Source organism: Bacillus canaveralius, from assembly GCF_002860125.1.
In the GTDB taxonomy this organism is placed as follows: Bacteria; Bacillota; Bacilli; order Bacillales; family Cytobacillaceae; genus Bacillus_BJ; species Bacillus_BJ canaveralius.
Map to the genome: position 1 here is coordinate 1 of NZ_PGVA01000056.1, position 15,993 is coordinate 15,993.

A 15,993-nucleotide genomic window follows, 5' to 3' on the forward strand; every position below is an offset into this window, starting at 1 on the left:
TTTTGCTTGCTTGTTCAGTTTTCAAAGAGCAATAAATTCGTTTGCCGCCGAGAAGCGACTTTATTAATATACCACATTTAACAGTGTTATGTCAACAAGTTTTTAATACTTTATTATCATCTATTAAAAAGCGTAAATTGCAATATTAAATGCAACACTTAGTGAAACCGCATCCCATCCATTAAAAAGCGACAACGAATAATATAATATCATCATCCGCTATTATGGTCAACCCTTTTTTTACAAAAAAAATTAACCGCTAAACTTAGCGGCTCTCATAACGCTGTTTATAGGATCCAGGTTTGGATCGCAACTAAAGCGCACAGTCCAGGGATCCCCAACAATCCCGAAACAGACGAAGTAACCATATTAATCGGTACGTGGATTCCATATTTATTTCCGAAAGCATTTAGAAAAAATAAAAACAGCGCACCTATTAACACTTTAATGAAGATTTGGCCCACAAATCTTATCGGCCTGACCGGGGCGCCTATTAATAGTAACAGTAAAATGAGTCCGCCCAGTATTGAAATAACCATGACAGGTTCCACTCAGGTATCCCCTCTCTCTAATAACTTGTACTAAAATATATGTAACAAATTAATAAAAAGAACGGGGAAAAATGGTGATTATCTTCGTACAGTAATGCTTCTCGTTTTTGCTTCCTTGAATAAGAAGAAATATTTTGCCTCGGCAAGCTTCATCTGACAAATTACTTCATCGGATGGATCAAAACTTTTTTCGACTAATTTTTTTTGATTACTCCAACTTACTTTTGCCTCATCGAGCTGATTTAAAAGCTTATCATTATATTCTCTCCGAAGCCATCCTTTACGCCGAAAAAACATTGTCAGGAAACCTCCACTTCATTTTCATCGTTAAACTTCTCTTCTTCCTTCGAGCGCTTTAGAAAGTGTTACTTCATCTGCATATTCAAGATCGCCACCAACAGGCAGGCCGTGGGCAATTCTCGTCACTTTTATTCCTGAAGGCTTTAACAGCCGTGAGATATACATGGCCGTCGCTTCTCCTTCAATATTTGGATTGGTTGCCAGAATTACTTCCTGAACGGTTTCATCTTGAAGCCTTTTCAGCAAATCAGGAATATTGATATCCTCAGGACCAATGCCGTCCATCGGCGAAATCGCGCCGTTCAGCACATGATATAAACCGTTAAATTCCTTCATTTTTTCCATTGCGATTACATCTTTAGGATCCTGGACAACACAAATGACAGTGCGGTCTCTGCGCTGATCTTCGCAAATATAGCACGGATCCTGGTCGGTTATATGCCCGCAGACAGAACAATATGTTAAGTTTCGTTTTGCATTAACGAGTGCTTTCGCGAAATCGAGCACAGTGTCTTCTTTCATACTTAGCACAAAAAAAGCCAGACGTGCGGCCGTTTTCGGGCCGATTCCTGGCAATTTCATAAAACTGTCAATCAGCTTGGATATCGGTTCAGGATAATGCATTCTATTTTATTCCTCCTAGAACATTCCCGGAAGGTTCATCCCCTTCGTAAATTGGCCCATTGTATTGTTCGTCAGTTCGTCCGCCTTTTTCAATGCATCGTTTGTTGCTGCCAAAACTAAATCCTGCAGCATGTCGATATCGTCTGGATCAACGACTTCCGGCTTAATGTTTACTTCAACGATTTGTTTATGGCCAGTTACAATTACGGTAACCATCCCGCCGCCGGCTGTTCCTTCAATTTTCTTCTCGCCCAGTTCCTCCTGTGCTTCCTGCATCTTTTTTTGCATTTTCTGCATTTGCTTCATCATATTCTGCATATTTCCCATTCCACGCATGTCTTTGTCCCTCCACAATTTAGTCTTTTATTTCAATCAGATCCTCACCAAACAGTTTTTTAGCTTCGGCTATAAACGGATCTTCTTGCTTTTCCATTCCATTTTCCGATTCATTATGCTGGTGCCCACTTAAAAATTCTTCTCTTATTGTATGCCATTGTTCATCTGGAACTCCAACAACCTGCAATCTTTTGCCAGTGAACTTTTGCAACGCATCCCCAATGACATCAAGAAATCGTGTATTCTCCATTGCCATTTGGCAGTGAATTTCATATTTAAATTTAATCACAAAAGCTTCTGTGGAGGCAGCAACAGGCTCCGCTTCGTTTAAAAGAGCGGCCTGTGAGCGCATTTGATTCGTGACAAGTGCTTCAAGCATATCACCCCACCGGCTTTTGACAGCATTTAATTCGGTTTTTGTTGCATGTTTAAGAATTTCATTAATTTTCCCTACTGGGGCCTGAAACCCTTTTCGTGCAGTTCTTTGCGGTTTCTTTTGCGGAGAACCTTGCGCATCCTGGATTGGAGCAACCCCGCTCTGTTTCAGCATATTTAGTTCTTCCTCAAGCTGTTCTATCCGGTTCAGCAGCTGGCCGACATCTTGGCTCCCACTGACGGCTGGCGTTTGTTCTAGTTGACACAGCCTGACTATTGCCACTTCAAGGAAGATTCTTGGATGATTGGTCCAGCGCATTTCCTGTTGAGCTTTATTTAATGTGTCAATTAACTGGTAGATTTGCTCTGCCTTAATTTCCTTCTCAAGTTCTTGAAATTCTTCATCAAGCATGACCCGTTCAAACGATTCTTCAAGCGCAGGTGCTGCTTTGTAAAGAAGCATATCCCGGTAATAATGAATGAAATCTTCAATGAATTTGACAGGATCCTTTCCTTGAAAAAGCAATTCTTCCAAAGCGCTTAAACCACTTGCGACATCTTTCTCTTGAACCGCCTTCGCCAGCTTATTCAAGAAACCTTGGGAAACGGATCCTGTCACTGCCAATGCATCTTCTAGCGTGACCTGCTCCTGGCTGAAAGAAATCGCCTGGTCAAGCAGGCTTAACGCATCCCGCATTCCACCCTCAGCAGCCCGGGCAATGACGTGAAGAGATTTATCTTCATATGCCACTCCTGTTTCATCGGCAATCAGCTTCATTCTGCCGACAATCGACTGGGCTGTAATCCGTTTGAAATCGAAGCGCTGGCATCTTGAGATTATCGTTAAAGGGATTTTATGCGGTTCTGTCGTTGCCAGAATAAAAATAACATGCTTTGGCGGCTCTTCCAGTGTTTTTAAAAGAGCATTAAAAGCGCCAATCGAGAGCATATGCACTTCATCGATAATATATACCTTATACTTGGCAACATTCGGCGCATACTTGACTTTATCCCGGATATCGCGAATTTCTTCAACACCATTATTAGATGCAGCATCAATTTCAATAACATCCGGTATTGAACCGTCGGTAATTCCTTTACAGGCCACACATTCATTACATGGTTCCTTGACCGGCCCGTTTTCACAGTTCACTGCTTTTGCCAATATTTTTGCTGCACTTGTTTTTCCGGTACCGCGTGGCCCTGAAAAAAGGTAAGCATGAGAAATTTTTTCATGAAGCAGGGCGTTTTGCAATGTCTTTGTCACATGTTCTTGTCCGACAACATCTATGAATGCCTGCGGACGCCAAACACGATATAACGCTTGATAGCTCATTGACACCGCCCTCCTTCCTATATGATCTTTCCTTATTATAACGTAAATATTTTCATTTTTACAAAACGAAAGTGGGAAAAAGAAACAAAAACCCACCCTGTATGCCAGGATGGGAATATCCGTATGTATAAACTGCCGCGCACCTTCCGTTGACTGACAACCATAAGCGTTACTTAAGCAGTTAGCTCAGCCCAGGCAACCCTGCGGCACATGGGAGCGTCCACTTAATGCTGCTTCCTTCCGGACCTGACATGGTTCATGGATTCCCATTGCGCAGGACCCGGGCGTCAACACCACTTACTTAAGGCAGACCCTACAGTACGCCAGCCTCAGGAAGGGATTCAGCCTCGCTAGAGCGGATTGCGAGTACAGGGCACCGCTACCTCCCCGCTTAGCACGGCAAAATTGATACCAATTATTAAGTTGCGCTTAATAAGGCGCATGTATAAGTATACTAACTTTTTAAGAAAAAAGCAATGGCTTATCCCCTGTCAATTCCTGTATCCCCAGCCAATTCTATTTCGTTTCTGTCCTGCTTCTCCTGTTTTTTTCTTACTCTAATATGTCGGAAAAAGCTTGATAACAAATCGGCACACTCCGCTTCAAGTACACCGGACACAACCTCGCTCTGGTGATTAAACCGGGAATCGTCCAAAAGGTTCATAAAGCTGCCGGCACAACCTCCTTTAGGATCCTTTGCACCATAGACAACCCTCTCGACTCTCGACAAAATGATCGCTCCTGAACACATTGCACAAGGTTCTAACGTTACATACAACGTCGCATTTTCAAGCCTCCATGTCCCCAGGTTTCGGCACGCCTGATCAATGGCGAGCAGCTCAGCATGGGCAACAGCGTTTTGTTTCGTTTCCCGCAAATTATGGGCCCGAGAAATAATCTTTCCATCGATAACAACAACTGCCCCAATCGGCACTTCAGCGATCGTCTCAGCCTTTACCGCTTCTTTAAGAGCCTCCCGCATAAAATACTCATCATTTTCCCTTATACTCACATCTATCATAATAATCCTTTCTTAACCAACAAGTTTAAGTTTTTGTAGTGACGGATATCACCATGTTATAAAAAACTTTCAGCATACTCAAGCGATCTGAGAAGGAGAGATAACAATGAATGTACAAAATGATAAAAAAACCGCTTTATTGATCATAGATATGATAAACGACTTCCAGTTTGATTACGGTGAGACCCTCGCAAACAAAACTTTGTCTATTTTAAAACCAATCCTCAGTTTACGGGAAAAATTCCATCATGAGCAAATGCCCGTTATTTACATTAATGACCATTATGACCTTTGGCAAGCAGATATCTACAAAATCGCCGCTTATTGCAAAAATGAAACAAGCGCTCCAATCATTGAGAAAATGTTGCCTGGCGAAAACGATTATTTCTTGATAAAACCAAAACACTCAGCTTTTTATGGAACTGCTTTGAATACTCTTTTAAAAAAGTTGAAGGTAGACAAGCTCATAATCACTGGAATAGCCGGAAATATATGTGTTCTGTTCACTGCCAACGATGCTTATATGAGAGAATATGAGCTTGCGGTTCCAAACAACTGTCTTGTCTCTAATAGTGACCAAGAGAATGACTATGCCTTAATGATGATGAAAAACGTCTTGAAAGCTGATACGAATCCGATTCATTTATGAAATCAGTTCTTTTCTTCCTCCTCAGTCTCATATGATAGTTGTAGTGTTTTTTTATCAGGGGGGGAAAATCATGCAAATCCATGTAGTCCAGCGAAATGACACATTATTTAGGATTGCCCGGACATATGGGACTACCGTTGATGAGATAGTTGAAGCAAACGAGATCCCAAATCCAAATAATTTGGTCGTCGGCCAAGCAATCGTCATTCCGATTGTTGGCAGATTTCATTGGGTGCAGCCTGGCGAAAGCCTATGGTCGATCGCAAGAAGGTATAATGTATCTGTGCAGGAGCTTGCAGCGGTTAACCGTATTTCTGTCGATCAACCTTTACCGGTTGGTTTTCGCCTCTACATTCCGCCGGCCCCAAGACGCAGAGCAGAATTTAATGCATATGTAGAGCCGCGCGGCACTACCGTTGCTCCGGCATTAGAAGAGAGCGCGCGGGAGGCTGCACCATACTTAACTTATTTAGCTCCGTTCAGCTTTCAGGCTCAGAGAGATGGTTCATTGCGGGAACCGCTTCTCAATAATTTCCCTGCGATTGCCGAAGCTAACAACAATGTCCTAATGATGGTCATTACAAATCAGGAAAATGATCAATTCAGTGCTGAGCTTGGGCGAATTTTATTGAATGACATGGCGATCCAGGAAAGATTTCTAAATAATATCGTAGCGGCTGCCAGAAGGCGTGGATTCAGAGATATTCATTTTGATTTCGAACATTTGCGGCCTGAAGATCGTGAAGCATATAATCAATTTTTGCGCCGGGCACGTGACCGTTTCAGACAGGAAGGCTGGTTGATTTCAACTGCATTAGCCCCAAAAACCAGGGAGGACCAGCCAGGTGAATGGTACGAAGCCCATGATTATGAGGCCCACGGTCAGATTGTCGACTTTGTTGTCATTATGACCTATGAATGGGGCTACAGCGGCGGACCGCCGATGGCTGTATCACCGATCGGTCCTGTCCGCGAAGTCCTCGAGTATGCGCTCACCGAGATGCCTGCTGCTAAGATCATGATGGGGCAGAACTTATATGGATACGATTGGACACTTCCATATAGGCCGGGAACGGTAGCAAGAGCTGTTAGTCCTCAGCAGGCGATCCAAATTGCAGCGCGATATCGAGTCGCCATTGAATATGATGTAACCGCACAAGCGCCATTTTTCAATTACACCGATGAGGAAGGCAGGCGCCACGTCGTCTGGTTTGAAGATGCGCGTTCGATTCAGGCCAAGTTCAATTTAGTTAAGGAACTTAACATAAGAGGGGTGAGCTATTGGAAGCTCGGACTCGCTTTCCCGCAAAATTGGTTGTTAATCACAGAAAACTTCGAGGTCGTGAAACGCCCCTCATAGCTCGTGCCCGGCTGCTGCCGGGCTTTTTGTTTTACACCTGAAAATTCCATATCCCCTAAACTCGGCTAGTGTGATAAAATATTCTCTGTGTCATTTCGAGACACTAATGATGAATAAAAAAAAATTACAAGGGAAAGTAACTTTAAGGAGGACAAACAGTGGGGGAGACGCCTTTTATTACTGTGGAAGGGCCAATTGGCGTAGGGAAAACTTCCCTGGCAAAAGCAATTTCTGATCATTTTCAGTTTGCGTTATTAAAAGAAATTGTTGATGAAAATCCATTTCTCGGGAAATTTTATGAAAATATCGAAGAGTGGAGTTTCCAGACCGAAATGTTTTTTCTCTGTAACCGCTATAAGCAACTTAGTGATATTAAAAATTATTACTTAAGCGTCAACAAGCCGGTCGTCGCCGATTATCATATTTTTAAAAACCTCATTTTTGCACAGCGGACGCTGAGCACGCAAGAATACGAAAAATATCTGAAGATTTATCATTTGTTAACAGAAGATATGCCGAGACCAAACGTTATCATTTATCTTCATGCCAGCCTCGATACATTATTAACAAGAATAAAGCTTCGCGGACGGGAAATTGAAAAAAATATTAGCCCGCTGTACTTAGAACAATTATCGATTGATTACGAACATGCTATTAATAGCTTTGAACAAGAGCATCCGAATATTCCCATTCTTCGCTTTAATGGTGATCAGCTCGATTTTGTAAACAATCAAGACGACTTGTCTTATATCATAAATACCCTTTCGAAATATGTAACAAAAGGAGCATGCAACCATGGATCTTCGCACGAAGTATGAGATTCCCGGCAATGCGGTAATTACGATAGCAGGAACGGTCGGCGTCGGCAAATCGACGATGACCAATACACTTGCCAAGGCACTCGGGTTTCGCACCTCTTTAGAAAAAGTAGACACAAACCCTTATTTAGATAAATTTTACGCAGATTTTGAAAGATGGAGCTTCCATCTACAAATTTATTTCTTAGCGGAACGCTTTAAAGAACAAAAACGGATTTTTGAGTATGGCGGCGGTTTTGTTCAAGACCGTTCCATTTATGAAGACACTGGTATCTTTGCAAAGATGCATTATGAAAAGGGCACGATGTCAGAGGTTGACTATCAAACGTATACAAGCTTATTTGAAGCGATGGTAATGACTCCATACTTTCCCCATCCCGACTTATTAATCTATCTGGAAGGCTCCATCGATGACGTGGTCTCACGCATCAGAGAACGGGGACGCCCGATGGAACAGCAAACGCCGATTGATTACTGGCTGGAAATGCACGAGCGCTACGAAAACTGGATTAATACATTTAATGGCTGTCCGGTTCTCCGCTTAAATATCAATGATTACGATATTATCGATAATGACTCGTCTATCGAACCGATCATTGAACGGATTGCTTATTTTATCCGAAAATCACAACTGTTGAAAAAGTAATCGCCGCATTCCCGGCGATTTTTTTTTACAAAAAAAGTCCGTTGCAAGTAGTAGCAACGGACTTTATCAATCTTGAATTTATGCGTTATGATATGACATTTTCAAATAATGGAGGAGGAAGAGGGATTCGAACCCCCGCGCGGTTTGACCCGCCTGTCGGTTTTCAAGACCGATCCCTTCAGCCAGACTTGGGTATTCCTCCGTATCGACAAATAATAATTTATCACACTCTTAACTCTTTGTCAATGCCATTTTAAAACTTTTTTTGGGCGGGTTGCCCCGCCCGTTAAGGTTTATTTTTCAGGAGTAATGGTGTCGCGGTTACGCATATATGGCCGCAGTACTGTTGGAATGACAACACTTCCATCCGCTTGCTGATAGTTTTCTAAAATCGCTGCAACCGTGCGGCCGATCGCAAGCCCTGAGCCGTTCAAAGTATGGACATGTTCCGGTTTTCCCTTTGGATCACGGCGGAATCGGATATTGGCACGGCGGGCCTGGAATGCTTCAAAATTACTACAAGAAGAAATCTCCCGATACGTCCCGTAGCTTGGGATCCAAACCTCAATATCATATTTTTTCGCGGCAGTAAAGCCGAGATCCCCTGTGCACATGCTCATGACGCGGTAAGGCAACTTTAGAAGCTGAAGCACCTTTTCTGCATGGCCGGTCAATTTCTCCAGTTCATCATAAGAATCCTCTGGCTTCACAAACTTTACAAGCTCGACTTTATTAAATTGATGCTGGCGGATTAATCCTCTTGTATCTCGTCCCGCAGAACCTGCTTCAGAACGGAAACAAGCACTGAACGCCGCGTAATTAATCGGCAGCTCGTCACCGCTTATGATTTCATCCCGGTAATAATTCGTGACAGGCACCTCAGCAGTTGGAATTAGAAAGTAATCTTCATTTTCAATCAAGAAAGCATCCTCTTCGAACTTCGGAAGCTGTCCGGTTCCTATCATGCTTGCCCGGTTGACTAGATAAGGAGGCAATATTTCTTGATAGCCATGATCTTCGGTGTGAAGATCAAGCATAAAGTTATATAAGGCACGCTCTAAGCGGGCCCCCAGCCCCTTATAAAATACAAACCGGCTACCGGTAACTTTTCCAGCTCTTTCAAAGTCCAGAATGCCGAGGTGGTCAGCAACTTCCCAATGCGGCTTGGCTTCAAAATCGAAATCGCGGACTGTTCCCCATTTGCGGTCTTCTACATTATCATCTTCTGTTTCTCCGATTGGCACACTTTTATGAGGAATATTCGGAATGCTTAACAACAAAGTTTCCAATGTTTCCTCAACTTCGCGAAGCTGTTCATCCAGAACCTTAATTTTATCGCCTACTTCTTTCATTTCAGCAATCAGCTGATCTGCGTCCTGTTTTTCCCGTTTTAATACAGCTACCTGCTGGGATACTTCATTGCGCCTGCTTTTTAATTGTTCGCTGTCGACAATTAATTCCCTGCGCCTTTGGTCCAATTCTTCAAATTCTCCAAAATCTGTTAAATCCTCGCCTCTGTGCTGAAGCAGCCGTTTTGCTTCAGCAAAATTTGCTCTTAAGTACTTGATATCTAGCATTCGTAACTCCTCCTTCAAATTAACTAATAAAAGAATATATAGTTTTTTACCAAAATAAAAAGCTCCCATCCCTAAAAAGGGACGAGAGCTACCCGCGTTGCCACCCTAGTTGAAAGCAAAAAATTGCCCTCCACTCAAATTGATAACGGTTTTAACCGAAAGTACTTACTATTCCACAAAGAAGTTCCGTACTTTACTCAAGGATGGATTCACAAACATCATCCACCGGTTCGCACCAACCACCGGCTCTCTTAAGAATGAACGATTGTTACTATTTCCTCTCTTTGATTTGACGACTGTTAGAATTTAGATAATTCATAATGTACTACAATTATCAGCAGGTTGCAACTAATTTATACAAATTGCTTTTCTTTTGCTTCTTTTACCATCTTAATAAAATATTCAGTTAAACGGTGATCATCGGTCAATTCAGGATGAAACGAGCATCCCAAAAATTGGCCCTCTCTGGCCGCAACAATCCGACCATTATGCTTGGCGAGAACCTCAACATTTTCACCCGCTTCGACGATGTGCGGCGCCCGAATAAATACGGCTGGAAAATCGGCTGCTGCTCCGGCAATCTCAAGATCAGCCTCAAAGCTTTCACGCTGCCGGCCAAAGGAATTCCGTTCGACTGTTATATCCATGACCCCAATGTGGGGCTTCTCATAACCGACAATTTGTTTTGCGAGCAGGATTAATCCTGCACAGGTTCCGAACATCGGCTTTCCCTGATCAGCAAATTGTTTCAGTACGTCCATGAAATCATATTTATCGATTAAGCGGCGCATTGTTGTGCTTTCACCGCCGGGTATAATCAGGCCGTCAATCTCGGCAAGCTGTTCTTTTCGCTTGATAACGATTGCTTCTGCCCCTGCTTGCTCAATAGAGTGGACATGCTCGCGAACAGCCCCCTGTAAACCTAATACTCCGATTTTCACCATTGTTTAATCTCCTTCTTACCAGCCACGGTCCTGCATGCGTGCTTCTGGAGCCAATGAAGAAATTTCAATGCCTTTCATCGCAATTCCAAGATTTTTTGAAATTTCAGCGATTAACGCATAGTCCTGGTAATGAGTTGTTGCTTCCACTATCGCTCTTGCAAATTTAGCTGGATTGTCAGATTTAAATATTCCTGACCCAACGAATACTCCATCTGCTCCTAGCTGCATCATCAAAGCAGCATCTGCCGGAGTTGCAACTCCACCCGCTGCAAAGTTTACAACTGGTAATTTTCCAAGCTTCTTAATTTCAAGTAAAAGCTCGTATGGAGCACCAAGAAGCTTTGCTTCCGTCATAAGTTCGTCCTCATTCATGCCGACAACTTTGCGGACCTGGGCATTAACCTTTCTCATATGGCGTACAGCTTCCACAATATTCCCTGTACCTGGCTCGCCTTTTGTCCGAAGCATCGATGCACCTTCACCGATTCTGCGGGCAGCTTCGCCAAGATCACGGCATCCGCAAACAAACGGGACCGTATAATCTCTTTTATTCAAATGATATTCTTCGTCTGCAGGGGTTAAGACTTCACTTTCATCGATATAATCGACACCCATCGCTTCTAAAACACGAGCTTCAACAATGTGTCCGATGCGGGCTTTCGCCATAACCGGTATCGTGACAGCAGCCATTACATCTTCAACAATCCGGGGATCTGCCATTCTCGCTACACCGCCGGCTGCACGAATATCGGATGGGACGCGCTCTAGCGCCATAACGGCTACTGCCCCTGCTTCCTCTGCAATCTTAGCTTGTTCAGCATTGACAACGTCCATAATGACGCCGCCTTTTTGCATTTCAGCCATCCCTCGTTTTACTCTATCTGTACCTGTCTTCATTTATACGTCCCCCTTTGTTTATACCATCTGCGTAAGATGGGCTTTTTATTATGTTAAACCCGTAAAGGAAAATTTAACTAATTCAATCGGAATTATTCTGTTTTCCCTAATGAAAAATAAACAACAAAAAGGGTCTCCTGTCAAGAGACAAAGAGACCCTGCGGGTTAAAACCAGCCTTTAACCGATGAAGAGACACTGCCCCAAAGATCCCCAAAAAATCCGCCAATTCCTCGCATAGATAAAGCAAACCAGTTTGCTTTTTCAACATTTTCTGCCGCGACAACATCGACCTGGACTTTCTTGGCGCCTTCCTCAGTCAGGAAGCCCATACCATCATCCGTTTTAGATTCAATGGTTAAATAGCCAACTTTGTCGCCTTTTTTAACTGGAGCCGTCAGCTCTCCATCTTTATTTAACTTGTCTTTATCCAATACTAAAACCGGAGTATAGTTTTCTTTTTCTCCATTTTTTATGACCATTTCAATCGGTTTATCAGAATGGATCTTCACCTTATCTTCCTTACCTTTTACGATTGGAAGGGATTTAGTATTTTTTACTTGGTAATTTCCCTTTACAAGTTCTTCTTTTGTGAAGTTGTTGAAGCCATAATCAAGCACCTTTCTTGATTCGGAAAAGCGCTCGTCCATAGAGCTGGTTTTCATTACTACTGAAATGAATCTTTGGCCATTCTTTTCAGCCGTAGCAGTGAAACAATAACCGGCAAAATCCGTGGACCCGGTTTTTAACCCATCAAGACCTGGATATTCATAAATTAGTCCCGGGACCATGAAGTTGAAGTTTTTATATTTTCTGCCATCGCGAAACTCTAATTCAGCTTTGCTTGCTGTTTCCAGCACTTCTGGATAATCGTTGATTAAACGGAAGGCAAGAGTGGCTGTCGATCTTGCTGACATTACGTTTTCTTCATCCGGATTTCCGGCAGGATGATTGCCAAGAAGGCTTGAATTGTTAAGCCCTGAAGAATTGACAAATTTATAATCTTTAAGCCCCAATTCGGCAGCTTTTTCATTCATCAAAGTAACAAAATTCTGTTCTGTTCCGGAAATCACTTCTGCCAATGCAACTGTAGCCGCATTTCCTGAGTGGATTGCCATTGCTTGATATAATTCTTTAACCGTATATTCTTCACCCTGCGTCAGTCCAACATTTGATAGATCAGGTGCCGCAGATAATTTATGAACGTATTCGTTGATTTTGACTTTTTGATCCCAGCTGATTTTCTTATCGTTAATTGCCTCAAGAACAATGTATTCTGTCATCATTTTCGCCATTGATGCAACACCAAGAACTGCATCTGCATTTTTTTCATAGACAATTTTTCCTGTCTTTGCATCTAATAAAATTGCTGCTTCAGCATTTAATCCAAGTGCATCAGTGTTCGCCTCTGCTTTACCAGGCATTCCCCCGAAAACGGCAGCAAAACATAAAAAAAGAATTGCTAAAAGCATAGATAGATTTTTAACACGGTTCAAAACGAATTCCCTCCAACGTTCATTTTCATCAACTATTTATATAATATGTAAGAGTGACAGACTCCTATTTTTTACACCTGTTTAGTTTATCATAAAAAAAATGAAAAAAATAGACAGAGAATGGTCACTCTGCCTACAGTAAATTAAGGAAAAAAAGTATGCTTTATGGGAGTTTCCCCTCAGGATATTGAATAGTTTGGAGCTTCCTTCGTTATTTGAATATCATGGGGATGGCTCTCCCTCAAGCCCGCACCTGTCATCCTGATGAATTGGGCATTTTCTCTTAGTTCTCTTAAATCCTTACTACCGCAATAACCCATTCCTGAGCGCAAGCCGCCGACTAGTTGATAGATTGTATCTGCGATTGGTCCCTTATAAGGAAGCCGGCCTTCAATTCCTTCTGGTACAAACTTCTTGTTGTCTTCCTGAAAATAACGATCTTTAGAGCCTTTTTCCATGGCCGCAACAGAGCCCATACCCCGATAAACCTTAAAGCGACGCCCTTGGTAAATTTCAGTTTCTCCAGGGCTCTCGGACACACCCGCCAGCATACTTCCAAGCATAACAGCATGTCCTCCGGCAGCCAACGCTTTAACAATATCGCCCGAATATTTGATTCCACCATCCGCAATAATCGCTTTTCCGTGTTTTCTTGCTTCTGTAGCACAATCATATACGGCGGTAATCTGTGGAACACCTACACCGGCAACAACACGGGTCGTACAGATTGAACCCGGTCCGATCCCTACCTTTACTACATCTGCCCCAGCTTCAAATAATTCTTTTGTGGCTTCTGCAGTTGCAACATTTCCGGCAATAATCGAAAGCTCTGGAAAAGCTGCGCGTATTTCTTTAACCGTTTCAATAACGCCGCGCGAATGACCGTGTGCTGTATCGACAACAATGATATCAACGCCTGCTTTTACTAACATTTGTACCCGTTTCATCGTGTCTGTTGTTACCCCGACTGCAGCACCGGCTAAAAGGCGGCCTTGTGCATCCTTCGCAGAGTTCGGGAATTCAATCACTTTTTCAATGTCCTTTATCGTTATAAGCCCTTTTAAAACACCTGTTTGATCGACTAATGGAAGCTTTTCAATTTTATATTTTTGCAAAATTTTCTCTGCTTCATCCAAAGTAGTACCAACCGCAGCAGTAACAAGCTTTTCTTTTGTCATAACATCTGAGATTTTAATGGAGTAATCCTGGATGAACCGCATATCCCGGTTGGTAATAATCCCGACCAATTTCTGTTCTTTTTCGTTGTTTACAATCGGAACCCCGGAAATTCGGTATTTGCCCATCAAATGTTCGGCATCGAATACTTGATGTTCGGGAGTTAGGAAAAATGGATCAGTAATAACACCGCTCTCTGAGCGTTTTACCTTTTCGACCTGTTCAGCTTGCTGCTCAATGGACATGTTCTTGTGGATAATTCCAAGCCCTCCCTGGCGCGCCATCGCGATCGCCAATTCAGCCTCAGTCACTGTATCCATTCCTGCACTTATAATCGGAATGTTCAGCTTTACCTTATCTGTTAATTCTAGCTGAAGGTTTACATCACGTGGAAGTACTTCAGATTTTGCCGGAACTAATAAAACATCATCAAATGTTAATCCTTCTTTAGCAAACTTATTTTCCCACATCGTTTTAAACCCCCTGGATATAAAAATATTATTTGTAGGGTATCAATTGGACAAAATACTGTCAAGGAAGGTACGATATGTTCGATTTTTCAAAAAACTCGGAGGGCTATCCTGTGAATGATATCACTTATCACGGATGGAGCAGTTTTACCCGCTTTTTCTCTGCTTCTTCTACGCAAAATTATCTTAAACACAAATATGAGAGGATAGCGCTCGATCACGCTGATCAAAAAAGTTATGAAAATTGTTACCCATTTTTATATTACCTTGAGCATGGACAAATATATTATCAGCAGGCAGAAAAAGCCCCCTTGCTGATTCGGCCGATATTGCTTTTTTACGGACTTATCCATTTAATTAAAGCCTGTATCTTAACAATTGATCCGAACTACCCTGAAACAACATCCGTTCTCGCTCATGGAGTATCAGCGCGAAAAAGAAAGAAACAGAACTATCATTTTTTTGACGATGAAGTTAAATTTCAAAAAAGCGGTCTCTTTTCCTTCATGTCGGAAAAAATGTTTCACATGAAACAAACAGAAGGTGAAAAAGCCAGCATGGGAGATTTATTAAATAATATTCCCGAATTAGAGGAGCTTTTTCTCGCAATTGATGGTAAACCAGCATTCATGGAAATTAAAAAAGAGCAACAAAGCTTTTTTTTTCCCAAAAAAATTCTTGATCATTTTCATATGACAGAAAGCCGATTTATCCAATATTATCAATCAAAGTCTGCCATTCCTATAACCGCTGGAAACTGTTCTGAGCATGCCATCGAGTTGATCTTCTCTGATCATGATCGGGAACCATCTCCGCTCAAGTTTCATTATGAAAAAGGGGCACTTTTTCTTCCTTTGAGCAAAAGTGCGGTTTGTTATTTCCCCGAGCTTCTGATTCACTACTTGCTCCTTTATAATTTAAGCATGATTGCAAGATATGAGACTGAATGGTGGAGTGAACTCATAAAAATGATGCCAAATAAGGATTTTCCGTTCATTCATTCCTTTTTAAATATCACAATGAAAAAGTCCCCTTTTCTAGCGCACCGGTTTTTAGTTAACAACCATTTGCGTCCTGTTGAAAAGCGTCAATTTTGAAATAAAGGAACCCAGTAATTGTGTTAGTGTGCAGTTGCTCTATTTCGGCTGCAGCGCGATAACGAGCTTTTAAATGAAAACATCTTGCTGATTAAGTTATTTTTTTGAAGGGATGGTTTATGGAGACGGAAAAATCACGAATTTTATTAAAAATATCGCGGAAATTCTGTTGATTTGCGCGAAGACGGTGTGGCGGATGTTTTTTCTCCGTGTCTAACGTACAAAAAAAGAACAACCATCATCGGCTGTTCTTTTGTACGCGCTTGGCGGCGTCCTACTCTCACAGGGGGAAACCCCCAACTACCATCGGCGCTGAGAAGCT

General features: G+C 42.3%; 16 protein-coding genes, 1 tRNA gene, 1 other RNA gene and 1 other annotated feature. Of the genes, 5 read left to right on the top strand and 13 right to left on the bottom strand.

All coding sequences use genetic code 11. The annotated features are described in order from the left end of the window. Window positions 1-287 precede the first annotated feature (287 nt). The 7 genes from CU635_RS19075 to tadA form a co-directional block, all read right to left on the bottom strand. Window positions 288-551: a pro-sigmaK processing inhibitor BofA family protein gene (locus CU635_RS19075; protein WP_101578970.1), complete on the bottom strand. Its 264-nt coding sequence runs from the start codon at window positions 549-551 to the stop codon at window positions 288-290. A gap of 78 nt (window positions 552-629) precedes the next feature. Beyond that, window positions 630-848, bottom strand: coding sequence for a YaaL family protein (locus CU635_RS19080; RefSeq protein WP_101578971.1), 219 nt, complete (start codon window positions 846-848; stop codon window positions 630-632). Window positions 849-878: 30 nt separating this feature from the next. Continuing rightward, window positions 879-1,475 (bottom strand): recombination mediator RecR, encoded by a 597-nt coding sequence (recR, locus tag CU635_RS19085; protein WP_101578972.1) that lies wholly within the window; start codon window positions 1,473-1,475, stop codon window positions 879-881. A gap of 15 nt (window positions 1,476-1,490) precedes the next feature. After that, window positions 1,491-1,811 carry a YbaB/EbfC family nucleoid-associated protein gene (locus CU635_RS19090; RefSeq protein WP_101578973.1) on the bottom strand — a complete coding sequence of 107 codons (321 nt, stop codon included), beginning with the start codon at window positions 1,809-1,811 and terminating at the stop codon, window positions 1,491-1,493. 19 nt (window positions 1,812-1,830) lie between these two features. Next, a complete protein-coding gene (gene dnaX, locus CU635_RS19095) occupies window positions 1,831-3,522 on the bottom strand; it encodes a DNA polymerase III subunit gamma/tau (RefSeq protein WP_101578974.1) in 1,692 nt (563 codons plus the stop codon). A gap of 135 nt (window positions 3,523-3,657) precedes the next feature. Next, window positions 3,658-3,922, bottom strand: an RNA gene (gene ffs, locus CU635_RS19100) — signal recognition particle sRNA large type. 81 nt (window positions 3,923-4,003) lie between these two features. Continuing rightward, complete coding sequence (gene tadA, locus CU635_RS19105) at window positions 4,004-4,543, bottom strand: tRNA adenosine(34) deaminase TadA (protein ID WP_101578975.1); 540 nt, start codon at window positions 4,541-4,543, stop codon at window positions 4,004-4,006. Window positions 4,544-4,649: 106 nt separating this feature from the next. On the opposite strand from tadA, the gene CU635_RS19110 reads away from it, so the two are divergent. The 4 genes from CU635_RS19110 to CU635_RS19125 all read left to right on the top strand — a co-directional run bounded on the left by CU635_RS19110 (window position 4,650) and on the right by CU635_RS19125 (window position 8,016). Beyond that, entirely contained in the window at window positions 4,650-5,192 is a 543-nt protein-coding gene (locus CU635_RS19110; protein ID WP_101578976.1) for a cysteine hydrolase family protein, read from the top strand. 70 nt (window positions 5,193-5,262) lie between these two features. Beyond that, the gene (locus tag CU635_RS19115) at window positions 5,263-6,552 is read left to right on the top strand and encodes a glycoside hydrolase family 18 protein (protein ID WP_101578977.1); all 1,290 of its coding nucleotides are present in this window, start codon (window positions 5,263-5,265) and stop codon (window positions 6,550-6,552) included. A gap of 158 nt (window positions 6,553-6,710) precedes the next feature. Beyond that, window positions 6,711-7,370 carry a deoxynucleoside kinase gene (locus CU635_RS19120; protein ID WP_101578978.1) on the top strand — a complete coding sequence of 220 codons (660 nt, stop codon included), beginning with the start codon at window positions 6,711-6,713 and terminating at the stop codon, window positions 7,368-7,370. Continuing rightward, the gene (locus CU635_RS19125; protein WP_101578979.1) at window positions 7,348-8,016 is read left to right on the top strand and encodes a deoxynucleoside kinase; all 669 of its coding nucleotides are present in this window, start codon (window positions 7,348-7,350) and stop codon (window positions 8,014-8,016) included. The genes CU635_RS19120 and CU635_RS19125 overlap by 23 nt, the downstream gene beginning before the upstream one ends. Before the next feature lie 109 nt (window positions 8,017-8,125). Here the strand turns inward: CU635_RS19125 and CU635_RS19130 are convergent. From CU635_RS19130 to guaB, 6 genes are all read right to left on the bottom strand, one after another. After that, window positions 8,126-8,218, bottom strand: a tRNA-Ser gene (locus tag CU635_RS19130). Window positions 8,219-8,309: 91 nt separating this feature from the next. Further along, window positions 8,310-9,593, bottom strand: a complete 1,284-nt coding sequence (gene serS / locus CU635_RS19135; protein WP_101578980.1) for a serine--tRNA ligase — start codon at window positions 9,591-9,593, stop codon at window positions 8,310-8,312. A 74-nt stretch (window positions 9,594-9,667) separates the two neighbouring features. Beyond that, window positions 9,668-9,887 (bottom strand) — a binding site (T-box leader). A gap of 59 nt (window positions 9,888-9,946) precedes the next feature. Further along, entirely contained in the window at window positions 9,947-10,537 is a 591-nt protein-coding gene (gene pdxT / locus CU635_RS19140) for a pyridoxal 5'-phosphate synthase glutaminase subunit PdxT (RefSeq protein ID WP_101578981.1), read from the bottom strand. A gap of 15 nt (window positions 10,538-10,552) precedes the next feature. Further along, window positions 10,553-11,434, bottom strand: a complete 882-nt coding sequence (pdxS, locus tag CU635_RS19145; RefSeq protein ID WP_101578982.1) for a pyridoxal 5'-phosphate synthase lyase subunit PdxS — start codon at window positions 11,432-11,434, stop codon at window positions 10,553-10,555. Between the two features lie 165 nt (window positions 11,435-11,599). After that, window positions 11,600-12,904, bottom strand: coding sequence for a D-alanyl-D-alanine carboxypeptidase family protein (locus tag CU635_RS19150; protein ID WP_101578985.1), 1,305 nt, complete (start codon window positions 12,902-12,904; stop codon window positions 11,600-11,602). A gap of 203 nt (window positions 12,905-13,107) precedes the next feature. Further along, on the bottom strand, window positions 13,108-14,574 hold the full coding sequence (gene guaB, locus CU635_RS19155) for an IMP dehydrogenase (RefSeq protein ID WP_101578983.1): 1,467 nt from the start codon (window positions 14,572-14,574) through the stop codon (window positions 13,108-13,110). Between the two features lie 113 nt (window positions 14,575-14,687). Here guaB and CU635_RS19160 point away from each other — a divergent pair, with 113 nt between their 5' ends. Then, a complete protein-coding gene (locus CU635_RS19160; protein ID WP_245917533.1) occupies window positions 14,688-15,671 on the top strand; it encodes a YaaC family protein in 984 nt (327 codons plus the stop codon). The last annotated feature ends 322 nt before the right edge of the window (window positions 15,672-15,993 follow it).

Bases quoted from the DNA above. Each gene is read 5' to 3' on its own strand.
- pdxT (WP_101578981.1), bottom strand. From the start codon at position 10,537: ATGGTGAAAATCGGAGTATTAGGTTTACAGGGGGCTGTTCGCGAGCAT.
- dnaX (WP_101578974.1), bottom strand. From the start codon at position 3,522: ATGAGCTATCAAGCGTTATATCGTGTTTGGCGTCCGCAGGCATTCATA.
- CU635_RS19150 (WP_101578985.1), bottom strand. From the start codon at position 12,904: ATGCTTTTAGCAATTCTTTTTTTATGTTTTGCTGCCGTTTTCGGGGGA.
- CU635_RS19110 (WP_101578976.1), top strand. From the start codon at position 4,650: ATGAATGTACAAAATGATAAAAAAACCGCTTTATTGATCATAGATATG.
- CU635_RS19115 (WP_101578977.1), top strand. From the start codon at position 5,263: ATGCAAATCCATGTAGTCCAGCGAAATGACACATTATTTAGGATTGCC.
- CU635_RS19090 (WP_101578973.1), bottom strand. From the start codon at position 1,811: ATGCGTGGAATGGGAAATATGCAGAATATGATGAAGCAAATGCAGAAA.
- CU635_RS19125 (WP_101578979.1), top strand. From the start codon at position 7,348: ATGGATCTTCGCACGAAGTATGAGATTCCCGGCAATGCGGTAATTACG.
- pdxS (WP_101578982.1), bottom strand. From the start codon at position 11,434: ATGAAGACAGGTACAGATAGAGTAAAACGAGGGATGGCTGAAATGCAA.
- CU635_RS19080 (WP_101578971.1), bottom strand. From the start codon at position 848: ATGTTTTTTCGGCGTAAAGGATGGCTTCGGAGAGAATATAATGATAAG.
- tadA (WP_101578975.1), bottom strand. From the start codon at position 4,543: ATGATAGATGTGAGTATAAGGGAAAATGATGAGTATTTTATGCGGGAG.
- recR (WP_101578972.1), bottom strand. From the start codon at position 1,475: ATGCATTATCCTGAACCGATATCCAAGCTGATTGACAGTTTTATGAAA.
- guaB (WP_101578983.1), bottom strand. From the start codon at position 14,574: ATGTGGGAAAATAAGTTTGCTAAAGAAGGATTAACATTTGATGATGTT.
- serS (WP_101578980.1), bottom strand. From the start codon at position 9,593: ATGCTAGATATCAAGTACTTAAGAGCAAATTTTGCTGAAGCAAAACGG.